The organism is Bacteroidota bacterium (genome assembly GCA_017303975.1).
Classification (GTDB): domain Bacteria; phylum Bacteroidota; class Bacteroidia; order JAFLBG01; family JAFLBG01; genus JAFLBG01.
The window spans coordinates 1-16,407 of sequence record JAFLBG010000056.1; the positions used below are offsets into that span (position 1 = coordinate 1).

At 33.1% G+C, this 16,407-nt stretch carries 14 protein-coding genes; 8 read left to right on the forward strand and 6 right to left on the reverse strand.

Annotation, left to right across the window (positions count from 1 at the left end; translation table 11 throughout):
• Positions 1-2,402: hypothetical protein (locus tag J0M08_13820; protein MBN8704139.1), on the reverse strand; the 2,402-nt coding region annotated here is incomplete at its 3' end.
• 9 nt (positions 2,403-2,411) lie between these two features.
• Positions 2,412-3,494 carry a hypothetical protein gene (locus tag J0M08_13825; GenBank protein ID MBN8704140.1) on the reverse strand — a complete coding sequence of 361 codons (1,083 nt, stop codon included), beginning with the start codon at positions 3,492-3,494 and terminating at the stop codon, positions 2,412-2,414.
• A gap of 110 nt (positions 3,495-3,604) precedes the next feature.
• On the opposite strand from J0M08_13825, the gene J0M08_13830 reads away from it, so the two are divergent.
• From J0M08_13830 to J0M08_13865, 8 genes are read left to right on the forward strand one after another with little or no spacing between them, the layout of a single operon-like run.
• On the forward strand, positions 3,605-4,159 hold the full coding sequence (locus tag J0M08_13830; GenBank protein ID MBN8704141.1) for a SiaB family protein kinase: 555 nt from the start codon (positions 3,605-3,607) through the stop codon (positions 4,157-4,159).
• Positions 4,160-4,167: 8 nt separating this feature from the next.
• A complete protein-coding gene (locus J0M08_13835; protein ID MBN8704142.1) occupies positions 4,168-4,548 on the forward strand; it encodes a DUF1987 domain-containing protein in 381 nt (126 codons plus the stop codon).
• A gap of 36 nt (positions 4,549-4,584) precedes the next feature.
• The gene (locus J0M08_13840; protein MBN8704143.1) at positions 4,585-5,541 is read left to right on the forward strand and encodes a D-2-hydroxyacid dehydrogenase; all 957 of its coding nucleotides are present in this window, start codon (positions 4,585-4,587) and stop codon (positions 5,539-5,541) included.
• Between the two features lie 2 nt (positions 5,542-5,543).
• Positions 5,544-6,794, forward strand: a complete 1,251-nt coding sequence (locus J0M08_13845) for a DUF1015 domain-containing protein (protein ID MBN8704144.1) — start codon at positions 5,544-5,546, stop codon at positions 6,792-6,794.
• A gap of 10 nt (positions 6,795-6,804) precedes the next feature.
• Complete coding sequence (locus tag J0M08_13850; GenBank protein MBN8704145.1) at positions 6,805-7,470, forward strand: YggS family pyridoxal phosphate-dependent enzyme; 666 nt, start codon at positions 6,805-6,807, stop codon at positions 7,468-7,470.
• Between the two features lie 32 nt (positions 7,471-7,502).
• Positions 7,503-8,030: a hypothetical protein gene (locus tag J0M08_13855; GenBank protein MBN8704146.1), complete on the forward strand. Its 528-nt coding sequence runs from the start codon at positions 7,503-7,505 to the stop codon at positions 8,028-8,030.
• Between the two features lie 15 nt (positions 8,031-8,045).
• Complete coding sequence (locus tag J0M08_13860) at positions 8,046-9,656, forward strand: phosphoethanolamine transferase (protein ID MBN8704147.1); 1,611 nt, start codon at positions 8,046-8,048, stop codon at positions 9,654-9,656.
• Between the two features lie 27 nt (positions 9,657-9,683).
• Positions 9,684-11,180, forward strand: a complete 1,497-nt coding sequence (locus J0M08_13865; GenBank protein MBN8704148.1) for a sodium:solute symporter — start codon at positions 9,684-9,686, stop codon at positions 11,178-11,180.
• Here the strand turns inward: J0M08_13865 and J0M08_13870 are convergent.
• The 4 genes from J0M08_13870 to J0M08_13885 all read right to left on the reverse strand — a co-directional run bounded on the left by J0M08_13870 (position 11,177) and on the right by J0M08_13885 (position 16,357).
• On the reverse strand, positions 11,177-11,878 hold the full coding sequence (locus J0M08_13870) for a rhomboid family intramembrane serine protease (protein ID MBN8704149.1): 702 nt from the start codon (positions 11,876-11,878) through the stop codon (positions 11,177-11,179). The two genes, J0M08_13865 and J0M08_13870, sit on opposite strands and share 4 nt — an antisense overlap.
• An 85-nt stretch (positions 11,879-11,963) precedes the next feature.
• Complete coding sequence (locus J0M08_13875; protein ID MBN8704150.1) at positions 11,964-12,977, reverse strand: hypothetical protein; 1,014 nt, start codon at positions 12,975-12,977, stop codon at positions 11,964-11,966.
• Between the two features lie 83 nt (positions 12,978-13,060).
• Entirely contained in the window at positions 13,061-14,314 is a 1,254-nt protein-coding gene (locus J0M08_13880) for a 3-deoxy-D-manno-octulosonic acid transferase (GenBank protein MBN8704151.1), read from the reverse strand.
• Between the two features lie 3 nt (positions 14,315-14,317).
• The gene (locus J0M08_13885) at positions 14,318-16,357 is read right to left on the reverse strand and encodes a hypothetical protein (GenBank protein MBN8704152.1); all 2,040 of its coding nucleotides are present in this window, start codon (positions 16,355-16,357) and stop codon (positions 14,318-14,320) included.
• Positions 16,358-16,407: the final 50 nt, after the last annotated feature.

Sequence of the window (16,407 nt, forward strand, 5' to 3'; positions counted from 1 at the left end):
TTACGCTCTAACTCTACCTTTTGTAGGTTAATCTCCTCCGTTCTTTCGGTTACTTTATTTTCAAGAATAATATTTTCTTGTCTTAGTTTTTTCTCGCGATACTTTATATAAGATATTACAGCAACTACCACCACCACTAAAACGATTGTCCAAAACCACCAAGTTTTCCAGAATGGAGGACGCACTGTAAAAGAATAAGAAACTGGTTCTTTATTCCACACACCATCGTTATTAGCCGACATTACTTTGAAAGTGTATGTACCTGGATCTAAATCGGGATATGTTACATAGTTATCCTTTACCACCGGAGACCATTCGTTGTCTTGCCCTTCTAACATGTACTTGTAACGCACACGCTTAGGATTAGTTAAACTAGTACCAACAAAATCAAACGTAATATGATTGTCGAAATAACTGAAAGATTTATTTTCAGGAATTTCAACTTCTTTAAAATTTATTCTAGGATTTTTAATGGAAGTAATTGGCTCTACATTATTATTTTTTTCATTATCTGATTTGTATTTAACCAACCCAATAATAGTACCAAACCACAAATTTCCGTCTTTATCTTTGCATGCGGCATTTGGGTTTATCTCTACTCCTAAAAACCCATCGTACCTACCGTAATGCTTAATTGTTTCTTCTTTTAAATTGAACTTATCAATTCCTAAACCAGAACCAATCCACAAATTATTTTTATTGTCTGCAAGAAGTAAAAAAGGAGAGTCTGAACTTAATCCATCTTTTGAAGAATAATTTTTAAACGATTTTCCATCGTATTTATAAACACCGTTATCAAAAGTTCCTATCCAAATATTTCCAGCAGCATCTTCTGTAAATGAAATGGTAAATCGACTAGAATAACCTTCTTTATCTGTGAATTTTTTGAAAGACTTACCATCATAAACAGTTAAATCTCCGGCTAATGAACCTAACCAAACATTATTTTTGCTATCACAAAATATACTATATACTTTGTCGCTACCCAAACCATCCTTGGTAGTATAGTTCCTTACCGATTTTGTTTTTAAATCATATCTGTAAATTCCATTTCCATTACTTGCAAACCAAATTCCATTGTTGTTATCGCCTGTAACAAAGTAAATCTCTTTGGCACTTACACCATCTTTTTCAGTAAGCGTTGTTACTTTTTTAGAAGATGGATCTAAATAGGAAATGCCTTCCCCAAAATTGCTAAACCAAACATTTCCTTGAACATCTTCATAAAGAGAAACAATATTTTGAACTTCGCTCTTTTTGCCTGTATAATTTACAAACTTCGATTCATTTGTGTTTTCTCCCTTTATAAACTTAACAACTCCGCCCTCTGTACCCAACCAATAATTTCCGTCTTTGGACTGCGCTACGGCCCATATCAAACTATTATCAAGGCCTTCGTTTATGCCGTACATTTCAAACTGCTCATCAAAGTATTGATTAAGATTTAAGGATGTTCCAATCCAAATATTTCTCTCTCTATCTTGAATGATAGACAATACCTTATCGCTGCTTAACCCATTCTCGGTATTAATTTTCTGAAATAAATTCCCTTTATACCCATTAGCCTCCAACCTATCCAAAAATTTGGCAAATCCGCCTCCATTTGTTCCAATAAAGATTGTTCCGTTTACATCTTGGTATATAACACTAACATTATTGCTTGGCAATCCTTTTTTTGTATCATATATGGTAACAGAACCGTTTTCAGACAGCTTTATTAAGCCTTTATCGGCAGTACCTATCCATAAATTGTTTTTGTTGTCAAATAATAGGGACTTTATACTAGAAGAAGGAATCCCCTTTTTAATACTTACACTTCCCGATGAACTAATAACAGCCAACCCATTGTTGGTAGCAACTAACAATTCTTTATTTTTATTTTCTGCAATCGAAAAGATGCTTTCGCTCGGCAATCCAGCTGATTTACTAAGCTCTTCGAATTTGCCATTGGTAAACTTAAGTAAGCCGGCACCATCTGTACCAAACCACATTATTCCGCTTGCATCTTGGTAAATACAAGTAATCTGCTTTACTAGATTAATACCCTCAGGCACTATTTCCGTAAATACTTTTGTTTTGGAATCGTATTTCGTAATTCCTCCTGCCCAATGGCCAAACCAAATATTCCCATCTTTATCTATACAACTAGAGATAACACGGTTTTGGGCTAATCCATTTTTCTTGGTAAAATTCTCGAACTGTAATCCGTTGTATTTAGAGATGCCTGCCATTGTACCCACCCAAATATTTCCATCTTTATCATGCACCATAGTATAAATGCTTGACTGAGGCAACCCTTCCTCTATACCAAACTGATTAAGGTTTATTGTTTGAGCATTTATATACCCAATCTGAACAAACATTGTAAAAAATAAACAGAGTACTAATCTTATTCTATCCATGATTCTCAACTATTTTCTATTATTTTTATAATACATATCTACTTCATCATATAACTTGGTAAGAGCATTACCCGTTTCATACTTTGCAGATAAGTTTTTAACCTTATTTTTTTCGACTTTCGCTTTTGCCTTTTGCAATTTTACTATATCACCCACTTGCTCTGACCTAACAGTTAAGGCCTCTATAGTTTTTTTATCCGTTACATCTTGACGTAAAAAATCAAGTTTAGTAACGGGCTTTTTCTCTACCGGTGCTACAGTTTGTGTCGCTATCGGCTTTTCTTCTGCTGGCTCTAAAGTTGTGGTTGTGGTTCCTGTTGCAGTAGCTTGCTTTACAGCTAGTGTTGGAGTTGTTGCCACAGTAGAAGTTGCTGCTAAGGTTGGGGTTTGCGCTGCCACAGTTGGTGTTGAGGCAACGGTTGGCGTTTCAGCTACTGTAGGAGTTACAGCCACGGTTGGCGTAGGCTTTGACTCAACAGGTTTTTCGACATTTTTCACAAGCTCTTTAATATCAGAAGGAGGCTCACCTGTAGATAGTGCACTTTCCTTAATTCTAGCAACAATTCTCTCAAAAGTAACTGGATCTACCTTTTTAGCTTGAGCTCTAATTTCTTTGTCGTATTTAATATCTGCAACAAAGTCATCTTTTTTCTTATCGTAAATAAGCTTACCGTAGGGAATATCCAAAACAGCGGCAGTATCTTTCAAATTAATAATATTTATAGACAACGAAATTTCTATATCCTTAGCAAAAGGCTTTTCAGAAGCCCCATCCATTACCGTACTAATTAATACTTTCTTCTTAATATATCCCTTTTTGGAGGCAGAAACGATGTATTCCTTTTGAAGTAAATAGTCGAAATTAAAACCCTTCTTATCTACGATATTCTCATCTAGTTTTATCCAATTTCCGCCTCTGTTTTCAAGTATCGAAATTCTAACCCCATCTAACTTTTTCCCTGTTTCTCTATCTACAACAATGGTCTTGGCTAATAGAGTATATGCATCTTCTTGTGAATAAAGAAAACTGGTATTGGAAATCAATACAACAATTAATGTAAAAAGAAAATAGTTTATTCTATTACCCATCATGCTCGGTTAATTGGCATCCAATAAATGTAAAAAAATATATCTAAAAAACAGAATTTGCATTTTTAAAAAAATTAGGTACGTTTGTACATAACCACACATTAAATTATTTAATGATTACATCCGGTTCACATTTTATTTCGGAGATATACAAAATGATGTCCGATCAAAAAATTATCCTTACCTATTTGGGTGATGTAACTCCGGAAATTACCAATGCTATACTTAAAGCCATTAAAACTGATGATGCTCGGTTTAACAATGAGGTTGTAACTAAAAAGAAAGTTTACAAAATAATTGTAGAATGCCTTGAAAACATTACTAGGCATTCCGAACGAGTGGAGCGAAAGATGAGTCAATCTATTTTCTTATTAGGTAGAGATGATGATAATTACTACATAATAACAGGTAATTATATATATGGTTCGCAAGTAGATTCGCTTAAAAGCGTTTTAAACGAGGTGAACAATATGAATAAAGAACAAATAAAAGATAAGTACAGGGAAATATTAAATGAGGGTAAAATATCAGAAAAAGGTGGTGCCGGGTTGGGAATTATAGATATTGCATTGAAATCGGAAAACAATATAGAATACGAGTTTGTTCCTATTGACAGCGATGTCTCTTTTTATATTTTTAAAGTTCAAGTTTCTAAAAACCAAATATAGATTTTACAATGGACGCATTAAGATTAGACTCAACAGAATTTACGCCAAAAGTAATATTTGATCCTGCTGGTGGAAAATTTGAAATTTCAGGAGAGTCACGACCTGAAAATTCAGGTAAATTTTACGAACCACTAATAAATTGGTTAGATCAGTATAAAAACAATGCCAAATCTGGAAGTATCAATTTTGAATTCCGGTTTGAGTATTTCAACTCTTCTTCTGCTAAATATATATTAGACATTTTGAAGCATATCAATACTATTAATCAAAACGGTTGTAAAGTTAAAATTAAATGGAGTTTTGATGCTTTGGATGAAGATATGAAGGAATCTGGTGAGGAATTTTCTAAATTAATAGATGTTCCTTTTGAATTTGTTTCTATTGAATAATTGGCTTAAGCTAATTATAATACGTAAGCTAAAATTATGACAAAAATACTTGCCAATGATGGCATTGACGAACAAGGAAAAGCCCTGCTTGAAAAAGCAGGCTTTTTTGTTTCTACCGAAAAAGTAAAACAAGAAGAGTTAAGTAGTTTTATTACTGAAAATCAAATTGAAGTACTTACCGTTAGAAGTGCAACAAAGGTTAGAAAAGATATTATTGACAGCTGCCCCAATCTTAAAATAATTGCACGGGGCGGTGTTGGGATGGATAATATTGATGTAGAGTACGCAAAATCAAAAGGGATAGAGGTTATCAACACACCTGCTGCATCATCTAATTCTGTTGCAGAGCTTGTTATTGCTCATTTATTTGGAATTGTGCGTTTTTTGCATCAATCTAATAGAGAAATGCCCATAAAAGGCAATACCGAGTTTGAAACACTTAAGAAAAAATATTCTTCCGGTACAGAACTAAAAGGAAAAACTATCGGCATTATTGGATTTGGACGAATTGGACAAAGTGTTGCTAAAATTGCGTTGGGCTTGGGAATGGATGTGGCTGCATACGACCCTTATTTAGAGAAAGTTGAATTTAAATTAGATATAAAATACGCCAATCCAATTAAAATAAACATGCACACTACCTCATTGGAAAGTGTATTAGAAAAATCAGATTTTTTAACGTTGCACGTTCCTGGAGGCGAAGTTATTGCTAAAAAACAACTAAGTAAGATGAAAAAGGGCGTTGTATTATTAAATGCATCGCGTGGGGGCGTAATAAATGAAAAAGATTTACTGGATGCACTAAATTCAGGTCAAGTTGCACATGCTGCATTGGATGTTTTTGAAAACGAACCTAAGCCAATGCAAGCTTTATTAAACCACCCAAATATATCGTTAACTCCGCATATTGGAGCTGCAACCCTTGAAGCTCAAGAAAGAATTGGTGTGGAGCTTGCCGAAAAAATAATTGCTACTATCAAACAACCAAAATAAAAATGGCAACTGTAGTTCCATTCAAAGCAATACTTCCCAAAAAAGAACTAGCTGGGGTTGTAGCAAGTAGGTCTGTTGATTTTTATTCGCACGAGGAGTTAGAAAAATCGTTAACTACTAATCCAAACTCATTTTTGCACGTTATACATCCCGACTTTAGCGACAAACAGCATACTAAGCCGGGCAGTATTGAGCGATTGACAAAAATCAAAAAAAAACTCAATGAACTAATAGATAATGGAACGTTTACCGCATTAACAGAGGATGCTTTTTTCATTTATCGCCAATCTTCCGAATTTAATTCTTATACGGGTATAATTGGATGCGCCTCTGTTGAAGATTACTGGAAAGGGGAAATAAAAATTCACGAGCACACTTTAACAGAGCGAGAAAATAAACTGAAAGAATATTTAGAGGTATGTAATTTTAATGCAGAGCCCGTATTATTTGGATATCCTAGCAACCACAAAATAAATACCATAATAGAAACAGTGCTTTTGCATAATCCCGACATAAGCTATACTACTGAAAAAAACAGCAAACATGAATTATGGAAAGTTGTTGGAACTGAAGCACAGCAAATTCAAGCGGAGTTTTGTACTATTAAAAACATCTATATTGCCGATGGTCATCACAGATCAGCATCTTCGGCTCTTTTAGGAAAAAGCAAAAAGGAAACAAACAAAGCCCATACAGGAAAAGAAGCATACAACTATTATCTTGGGGCATTCTTTCCGGAAACACAATTAAAAATAGTTGAATTCAATAGGGTCGTAAAAGATTTGAATGGATTGTCAGCAGCTGAATTTATTGCCAAGGTGGAAAATTATTTTACGGTAGTAAAAAAATCGGAAGAGTTGCTGCATCCTAAGGCTTTGCACGAAATCGTATTGTATCTCGAAAAAAAATGGTACTTACTAAAACCCAGAGCTGTTCTTATAAATGAGCAACATCCAGTAGAATCTCTTGATGTACACATTTTATCTGAATTTATTTTATCACCTATTTTAGGAATAAAAGATTTGAAAACCGACAAAAGAATTTCCTTTTCTCCCGGCATAAAAAGCAATTTAGAATTACTAAAATTATGTGAAGATGGAAAAGCAAAAGCTATATTCTTCTTATACCCTATTCAATTCGAGCAAGTAAAACGTGTTGCCGACAATAATTTAGTAATGCCTCCAAAATCAACTTGGGTAGAGCCTAAAATGCCTAGTGGGCTAACTATTTATAGTTTACAAGGAGACCTATAAAAATTTGATTATGGGATATATTGCCGATAATTTAAAGAAAATAAAAAGTGAAATACCTGCCGATGTAACGCTTATAGCAGTAACAAAAACGCACCCGGTATCACTTATCAAGGAAGCGTATGCTGCTAATCACAAAATTTTCGGAGAAAATAAGGTTCAAGAATTAGTTTCGAAAAACACGGAGCTACCCAGTGACAGTGAGTGGCATTTAATTGGTCACCTACAAAGCAATAAAGTAAAACATATTGCACCATTTGTAAGTTTAATACATTCGGTTGATAGTTTTAAACTACTTGAGGAAGTAAATAAACAAGCACTTAAAAATTCAAGAATAATAAATTGCTTGTTGCAAATATACATTGCCAGCGAAGAAACCAAATTTGGATTAAATTTTACTGAAGCCGAAAGCTTGTTAAGCTCCACACAATTTACAGAACTACAAAACATTAAAATTGTTGGCTTAATGGGAATGGCAACTAATACAGCAGATACAACTCAAATACAGCGTGAATTTAAAGAGCTGAAAAACTTTTTTGACACCATACAAACGCACCATACCGAAAACTGCAATATTAAAACACTTTCCATGGGAATGAGTAGCGACTATAAAATTGCTATTAATGAAGGAAGCAACATGATACGAGTTGGAAGTGCTATATTTGGAAATAGAAACTAAATAATCTGAATAAAAATAGAAACTCAGAAAAGATGGACTCTACAGAAAACAAATCGGCAAACGGAGAATATTTCAACAAAGAAAAATTTCATACTATCTTCGTTAAATCTGGTGCAAGCTCCGAAAATAAAAATGAAAGTATTGCAAACTTAACCTCTCTTTTAACAGACCCCACTAACAAAGAACACAAAAATGACATTTTAAAACTATTAAAGGAGCACGATGGCTTACACCTATTGATTGATGCTATTTCCAAAAACAAAAAAGAACATTTAAAATCAATATTAGTTGCTGCTTGTTGGGAATCTGATTGTAATTGCAGCTCACACCTATCCTTTTTTGTTGATTTAATTTTAAATGCGCCTATACTAGTATGTCTCGAGGCTGCTACCGTTGTTGAAAGCATGGAAGGTCCATTTAAAAAAGATGAATTAAGCCATACCATTTCTAGGTTGGAAGAATTTTTATCGTCTGCAACAAATGCGGAAAAAGAACGTATTGTTTTTGCAGATGCCGCTTGCACTTACTTAAAAGGATTTCAAATAGAGCCACTTAACTAAAATCAACATTTACAATTGAAGCAAAGCGATCTAAAAAACAGTATTTACAATCTTATTTTCTCCTTTGTTTTTGCACTTATTCTTATTGTAATTAACAATTACGTTATCAACACTTCATTTATCAAAAGCCTATCAAATGTTGATTTTGCGATGATTTGGGGACTTTTGTTTGTAGGTACAATATTCCGATCGATAAAAAAACAATTCGTTTATTTTTCATTATTACTATTTTCTTTTGCAATTCAACTTTTACATTGGTCTTACTTTGGCACACCAATTATTGCCGGAGAAATATATAGATTTTTTACTCAGTTTGCGGAAATAGTCTCGGGAATAGGAGGCAAAACATGGCTGCTATTTTTACCTAATCTATTATTATCAATAGGAATTATAGCCTCGTTTTTTTTCGTTCTAAAAAAAACAAAAGACAAATTTCTTACAATTAAATACACGCCCGTTATTCCGATTATAATTATTGTATGGCTTAGTATAAAATCCTACAAGAGCGTTCATACAATAGGAAATGTATCTAACGAAATACATTTAATCCGAGCATTTATAGAAACGTCTGCTAATTTGCTTGGCAAATACATTCCCGCAAAAATTACCAATTCTAATCTAGGAGGCAACATACAACCTACTCCACCCAAAATGAATTATGAAAAAAGCAATATTGTATTAATTGTTGGAGAAAGCTTAACCTCTAAACACATGAGTTTATTTGGTTACGAAAAACCAACTACCCCTTTATTAGACAGCCTTTACAACGCAGGAATACTAACAATTAAAAAATCTACTACGCAAGCCGTATGTACCGACATATCTTTAATAAGTTTTTTTAATATTCTCGATTCCATTGGACAATACAATCAAGTGCTTAACGGGAATACCCTTTTATTTAAATTGGCAAAAGATCAAGGATATAAAACTTATTTCATATCATCGCAAAGCAAAAAAGGAATGAGTAGTTACACTTCTCAAATTAAATTGCAATATGTAGATGTGTTTAAATACTCAACAAACCTAGACCCTGCGTGCACAAATACAGAAGGCTGTTTAGATGAAAAAATACAACCTGAGCTTGATAAAATTGACTTAAGCACAAATAATAATTTTATAGTACTTCAGCTGTATGGCTCGCACGAACAGTATAATGAACGATACCCCGAATCATTCCATTTCTTCAAGGAAAAAGATTATAAATATCCACAAGGTGCAGATTACGACAACTCAATAAGATACACCGACTATAACATAGCTAAAATTATACAAACACTGAAGAATTCTAACGCAAAAATTAAATTTTTTATGATGTCTGATCATGGCGAATGCCAAGGAGAAGAAGATGGTGCCTTTGGACATTTAATGTTCAGAAAATATGTGTTTTACACACCATACATATACAGCTCGTTCAACATAGCAAACGATTCACTAAAGAAAGAAATTATGGATTATCCATATTTATATAACAACTTCAACATCGCTGTGGATATAGCAAGAGCTATTGGCTACAACTTTAGAAAAAAAATTTCAAACACCTATTTGGTAAATGGAATTGATTTTTATGGAATGGATGGTTATCAAACAATTACTGTAAACGATACGGCAGTAATAAATACAAAATAAATAAAAGATTTTATTCATATTTACAGTATGATATCTCCAATTGCAATTATTACAAGCATAGCAATCTATTTCTGTTTTTTATTATTAATAGCTTGGTACACCTCTCGTAACGCAACAAACGAATCTTATTTTACCGGAAACAAAACATCTCCTTGGTATGCTGTTGCGTTTGGAATGATAGGAGATTCATTGTCAGGTGTTACATTCATTTCTTTACCGGGAACAGTTGGCACTGCAAAATTTTCATACTTGCAGTTGGTTTTAGGTTATTTACTCGGTTACTATATAATTGCAAAAGTACTACTCCCACTCTACTACAAACTAAATCTAACATCGATTTACAGTTATTTGCAACAACGATTTGGAGCAAATGCACAAAAGACTGGTTCGTTTTTCTTTTTGCTATCTCGCATAATTGGCGCTGCACTTAGATTGTATTTAGCTGTAAGCGTAATACAATTATTTGTTTTTGATTCGTGGGATATTCCATTTTTTGTTTCTGTTGCTTTAATCATAGCCTTAATGCTTATATATACCTACAAAGGAGGAATTAAAACACTTGTATGGACAGACACGTTTCAGTCGGCTCTTTTATTGGTAGGTGTTGTACTCTCGATTGTTGCTTTGGTAAAAGGATTGAACTGGAGTGCAAAAGAAACTGTTGTAAATGTTGTTAATAGCGATTATTCTCAAATTTTCTTTTGGGATTGGAAAGAAAAAAATTTCTTTTTCAAACAATTTTTTAGCGGAGCGTTTATTGCAATTGTAATGACAGGTTTGGACCAAAATATGATGCAAAAAAATTTAAGTTGTAAAAGTTTACCAGAGGCGCAAAAAAACATACTTTCATTTAGCTTCGTACTAGTAATTGTAAATATATTCTTTGTTGCACTAGGAGCATTATTGTACTTATACACATCAAGTAAAGGAATTGAAATTCCTTTAAATTCAGTTACAGGAAAGCCTATGACAGATAAGCTTTTTCCATTATTGGCATTGAATCACTTAGGAATATTTGCTGCTATTGTTTTTATTTTGGGATTAACAGCCGCTACTTTTTCGAGTGCAGATTCTGTATTAACAACTCTTACAACATCCTTTGCGATTGATTTTTTAAAATTAGATACAAGAACAGACTATACAGAAGAAAAGAAAAAAAACATTAGACATCTTATTCACTTGGCGTTTGGAGCAATTCTACTTCTTACCATAGTTGGATGCTCCCTGATTAATCAAACATCTGTATTAGATGCTATATTCACCGTTGCAGCATACACATACGGTCCATTGCTTGGATTGTTTGCCTTTGGCTTATTTACAACAAGAATATCGAACGACAAATACATTCCAGTTTTATGCTTTATACCACCATTAATTTGTTACGTTCTGTACGAGAATTCTGCGGTATGGTTTAATGGCTATAAATTTGGATATGAGCTATTATTACTGAATGGATTGCTTACCTATTACGGATTATGGCTTAATTCAAAAAAGGCAACCAATTTAGTAACTGGAACTACTTAAGTTACTTTATTTTCCGTATCGCCAAAATCAGGAACATTGGTACTTAGATTGGTATTTGAATCATTGGGGCTTTTAGGCAAGCTTGAATCCACCTCCTCTTCTTCTTCCCATTCATATTTGGGAGGTCGAGGACCTTCATTTCTGTAGAAATATGCAACTATAAGTCCTGCAATAGAACCATACAAATGTGACTCCCAGGAAAAACCCGATTTAATGGGTAAAATTCCCCATACCATACCACCATAAATAAAAACAACTAACAAAGATACTGCCAATAGTCTTTTATCCTTTCGAAAAATACCACTGTAAAATAAGAAACATACAAATCCATATAAAATACCACTAGCACCTATATGATACGCACTGCTTCTAGCTCCTAACCACACCCATATTCCGGTTAAGATATACACTAGAAAAAAAACCTTAAATGCAATTTGCCTATAAAAATAAAACATAGCAGAGCCCATAATAAATAATGGCAAACTATTTGAAATAAGATGATTAGTATCTGCATGTATTAGTGGACCAAACAAGATCCCTTGCAGGCCAATTAAAGTGCGTGGCAATAATCCATAACGAACAAAACTAAAGTCCGTATAACTTTCATAATACCGTATAGCCCAAAGCAATGTAAGAAACAGCAAGGGAAATAAGATATCTACAAATTGAATATTTCTATCCTCTTCTACTTCAGCCAAAATAATTACGATTTTAAATAGTAAATAAAAACTAAAATAACATTAATATTTAACTAGTGTGTACGAGAATAGTAAATTAAAGTTACTAGTAAAGAATGGCGCACCTGGGAAGGTGATTTTTTAAGGTATCAATATCATCCTTACGTATTCGGTTGTTATATAACGTAAGCTTTTTCAAGGAAGACAATTTAGAAAAAACAGGTAACACTTGTTCTATTTTATTAATTGAGAGATTTAGCTCTTGCAACCCTTTTATAGAAATAATTTCAAGTGGTAGTTCCAGCAATTCATTCTCCGACAAATCAAGCTCCTTTAATTTTGGAAGTTTCCCCAACAATGCGAGAGTACGAACAAAGTCAAGTTTTTTATTTCTTGCTAAATTAAGTTCAACAAGTGACGACAAGTTAGAAAAACAAGCTGGTAACGCAATTAACTCAATACCATATAAATTAAGTCTTTCAAGCGCGTTAAGTTTACAAAGCTGAATTGTATTTTCATCAATCTTTAAACTAGAACAATTACTAAAATTTAGTATTTGCAGTTTACTCAAATTAGAAAAGCTAGCAGGCAATTTTTCAATTTTAGAAACCCCTGGCATATTTAACACTCGCAAATTTTCTAAATTACCAAATGATACAGGCAATTCTGTAATAGATGAAAATGAAATATCCAAATTCTCTAGTTTCCGTAAATTGCCAATATTTAATGGCAGAGCAACAATTTTATTAAACGTAATGTCTAGCTCCCTCAAATTAACTAACTCCGATAACTCTTCAGGCAAATGAACGAGTTTATTATTTTTCAGTTCTAGTATTTCTAGATATTCTAATTTATTTATTTCTACGGGTATTTCTTTTATAAAATTACCATTCAAGCATAATACTTGAAGATTCTTAAAATCACCAATCTTTTTTGGCAGCTCCGCTATGTTGGTTTCATTCAATACTAACTCTTGCAAATTTTTAAATTGAAGAAGCCGGAGAGGAAATTCGTAGAAAGGATGTTTAGAAAGATCTAGTCTGTAAACCTTATCAGGAGATTCAAGTGCATCAGAAAGACTTGTAAATACTTTCTGTTTTTTAAGTTTATTATCGCTCAAGGGCTTACAAACTAATATGCCACTTGTTACCACAACAATAAAAAAAAACACAACTAAAAACTTAACCATTGCATTCATTACTATCAGCAAATATATTTTTGTATTCTATCAAAAATTATATCGGATGCTCCAACATTTCTATTCACATATTCTTTGGATGCTATAGAAGAGGTTACATAATACACATTATCATTCAACGTTCTGTCAATCCATAATTTTAAGTCAGAAGAAGAAGCAATAACAGTTGCAATATTCGCAGAAACCAAATCTTTGGCTTCATTAAACTTATGATACTTTGGTCCAAAAGCAATTGGAATACCATATACTGCGGCTTCCAAGGTATTGTGAATTCCAGTTCCAAACCCTCCTCCTATATAAGCAGCACTTGCATAGCGATATATAGATGACAAAAAACCAATTTGATCAACTAGCAATATATCAAAATCTGATACAGATTCCATTTTAGCCTGCGAATATGTAATAAACGACAGCCCTTCTAGTTTGGCAGATATTTCTGTGATATGATCTGAAGTAACTTCGTGAGGCACAATAACAAACTTTCTTTTAGCAGTGTTAGTTGTTTGGCGAATATAATCAACAAATAAATCTTCGTCTTTAGACCAAGTACTTCCAGCAACTATGGTGAATTTTTGGGAACAAAAATTTTCTACAATATCAAGTTTTTGCGCCCTATCAGCGACTTGCTTTACTCTATCAAAACGAGTATCTCCAACCACTTCTACATCACACATATTTAACTGCTTCAAAAGCTTCTTAGAGTTTTCATCTTGTACAAAAAGCATATTATAACATCTTAACGCTTTTCTAAAGTAAGTCCCATACCATTTAAAAAAATGTTGGTTATCTCTAAATATATAGGATACTCCTATTAATGGGATATTCTTTCGAGAAAGTTCAAAAATATAGTTCAACCAAAATTCATACTTTATGAAAAAAACAAGCTTGGGATTCACCAGCTTTACAAAACGCCTTGCATTAGAGGGGGTGTCCATAGGCAAATAAAAGATATAATCTGCAAAAGCATAATTTTTCCGAAGCTCGTAACCAGAAGGAGAAAAAAAAGTGAGTAGTATCTTGTATGTTGGGATGTTTTTTTTAATTTTTTCTAACAATACTCTTGCCTGCTCGAATTCACCTACAGAAGCACAATGAAACCAAATAATAGAATCAGAAGTATTAATTTTAGACGCTACAATTTTAAAAATATCTTTCCTACCCTCTATCCAACTCTTTGCTTTGCCATTGCCTAGTAATGCTGCTATAAATAACAGTGTTTGATAGCAATAAATACCTACATTATAAAAGATAGACATCATAATTTAATACTCAACACGTATAGAATCGCTAATAATACTTTCCGCACCATTATCGAATATAGCTTTTATTCTGTACTCGTAGATATTACCCATATTTATAAGTTTATCAGAAAAACTGAAAACAGCTCCATCTACAGTCTTCAGAATTGCAATAGGTTTATTGGGTTGTCCTCTGTAAATTATAAACTTCTCAATATTAGCTTCTTTATATACCCAATTTAGTTGAATGCTATTTTTCTCCTTATCTATTTGAGCTGTAGCATCAACAATTTTCTTTCGAAATCCATTTTCGTACTTCATAAATAAAGGAGCAGAATAGCTTCTATTCTCTGATGAATCAACAGCTTCAACTCTATAATAATATCCATAACCCGGCTGCAGTAAGGTGTCTGTGTGTGTGTTTAAAGTGTCGGAAACAGACCACTCTTTAACTATGTTGTACATAGTAGAATCTTGCAGTCTGCGAGACAAAACATGCTTTTTAACATCTTCACTTACACTATTAATCCAAGATAATTTCACTCCATTTAAAAGCACCTTAGAACTTGTAATAATTGGCGCTGAAGGAGCAATCGTATCTGGGCGCTGAACCAGAACAGGTACAGAAAAAACAGAGTTATTATAATTATTATCGGTAGCAACCAATGCGTAATATATTTTTTTGCTCAATGTCTTCAGATTAAGCTTATCAGAATACATTTCGCTGGTAATAAATTTTTCATTCAACTGAACAAATTCTTCCTTTAGAGTATTTGCTTTAAATAATTTATAGCCCTGCAAATCAGATTCAGGATTCTTATCCCACGTTATTGTAACAACACCTTTCTTATCAACAATGGCTTTTAGTCCACGAGGAGCAGATGGAGGTATTGTATCAATAATCAATGCTAGTTTAGAATACGAATACAAAGAATCTCCTCCCCAAGTTACAGCTAACAATTTATAATAATTAGATTGAGTAGGCTTTTCATCTATACACTTCCCTTTGGCAGAAAATTCATACAATGCAGAATATCCGTCTTTCTCCTTTGAAGAACGCAGAACAATAAATTTTTTAACAGCAACATTTTCCAATACGTCCGACATTCCAAAATTTAATTGTACTTTTTGATTAGCAATAACAAGTACGCTATCTATAATTGGCGCTGAGCGCAAAGACTTATAACCCATGCCAACTAAAACATTTGAGGGCGCAGATAATTCTCCAAAAAAATTAACACCTCGAATTCTATAATAATACCGTTTATTTAATTCGGGAAAAGTGTCGTTGTAATAAATATACTCTTTGTTCTTTTCGAATTGAGATGAGATTAACACTACATACGATTTATTTATTTTCTGATACGCCACACTATCTTCAGAACGCTCTACAATATAACCAGAATAGCTATTTTGATAATCAGACGCCTTCCATTTTAACTTTACGTTTTTATTTTTAAATACAGCAGAAAGATTTTTTATAGCAGTATTTTCAGATAGCTTAGTTGCATCAACCAAAAATTTAGTTGGGGGTACTACCGTATTCTTTGGAGGATTTAACAATTCAATCTTATACGAATACGTGAGTGAATTCGAAATTGTAGTATCTCTAAAAAACAATCCACAAGCCTTCGCAATAGCAGCATCAAAATTACAACTAAGTAGCAGCATTCCATGAATCATTTCATTTTGCTGATTCTGTTGAGCTGCGGGTAGTTTTGCTATTTCAGTTTTAGTTTCATATAAAGCTTTGTATGCAATAATTCCATTGTCATTTTTTCTCATTATTGGCAACCAACTCAACGTATCATTAGCGGAGTATGGTTTGAGACTCTCTGTCAATACAAGTGTTTGTGTAACAATACCGTTCTGTATGGCAGAACGAGTTATTCTGTATCCATTTTTAACTCCTACATCAAAAATGGCTTTAGAAGTAGGAACAAAACGAATAAGCACCTCATTCTTCTTTACAAAATACTTCGTCTCAATAGAGCCATTATTCTGCGCTTGTAAAGACACAAGTACAAAAAGGAAAAAAGAAAAAAGTAGTTGCAATTTTTTCATTTATATATGTTATCAATTTTTATTGGATTGTAATTCATAATTAATTGGTA

Bases quoted from the DNA above. Each gene is read 5' to 3' on its own strand.
- J0M08_13825 (MBN8704140.1), bottom strand. From the start codon at position 3,494: ATGATGGGTAATAGAATAAACTATTTTCTTTTTACATTAATTGTTGTA.
- J0M08_13830 (MBN8704141.1), top strand. From the start codon at position 3,605: ATGATTACATCCGGTTCACATTTTATTTCGGAGATATACAAAATGATG.
- J0M08_13835 (MBN8704142.1), top strand. From the start codon at position 4,168: ATGGACGCATTAAGATTAGACTCAACAGAATTTACGCCAAAAGTAATA.
- J0M08_13840 (MBN8704143.1), top strand. From the start codon at position 4,585: ATGACAAAAATACTTGCCAATGATGGCATTGACGAACAAGGAAAAGCC.
- J0M08_13845 (MBN8704144.1), top strand. From the start codon at position 5,544: ATGGCAACTGTAGTTCCATTCAAAGCAATACTTCCCAAAAAAGAACTA.
- J0M08_13850 (MBN8704145.1), top strand. From the start codon at position 6,805: ATGGGATATATTGCCGATAATTTAAAGAAAATAAAAAGTGAAATACCT.
- J0M08_13855 (MBN8704146.1), top strand. From the start codon at position 7,503: ATGGACTCTACAGAAAACAAATCGGCAAACGGAGAATATTTCAACAAA.
- J0M08_13865 (MBN8704148.1), top strand. From the start codon at position 9,684: ATGATATCTCCAATTGCAATTATTACAAGCATAGCAATCTATTTCTGT.
- J0M08_13880 (MBN8704151.1), bottom strand. From the start codon at position 14,314: ATGATGTCTATCTTTTATAATGTAGGTATTTATTGCTATCAAACACTG.
- J0M08_13885 (MBN8704152.1), bottom strand. From the start codon at position 16,357: ATGAAAAAATTGCAACTACTTTTTTCTTTTTTCCTTTTTGTACTTGTG.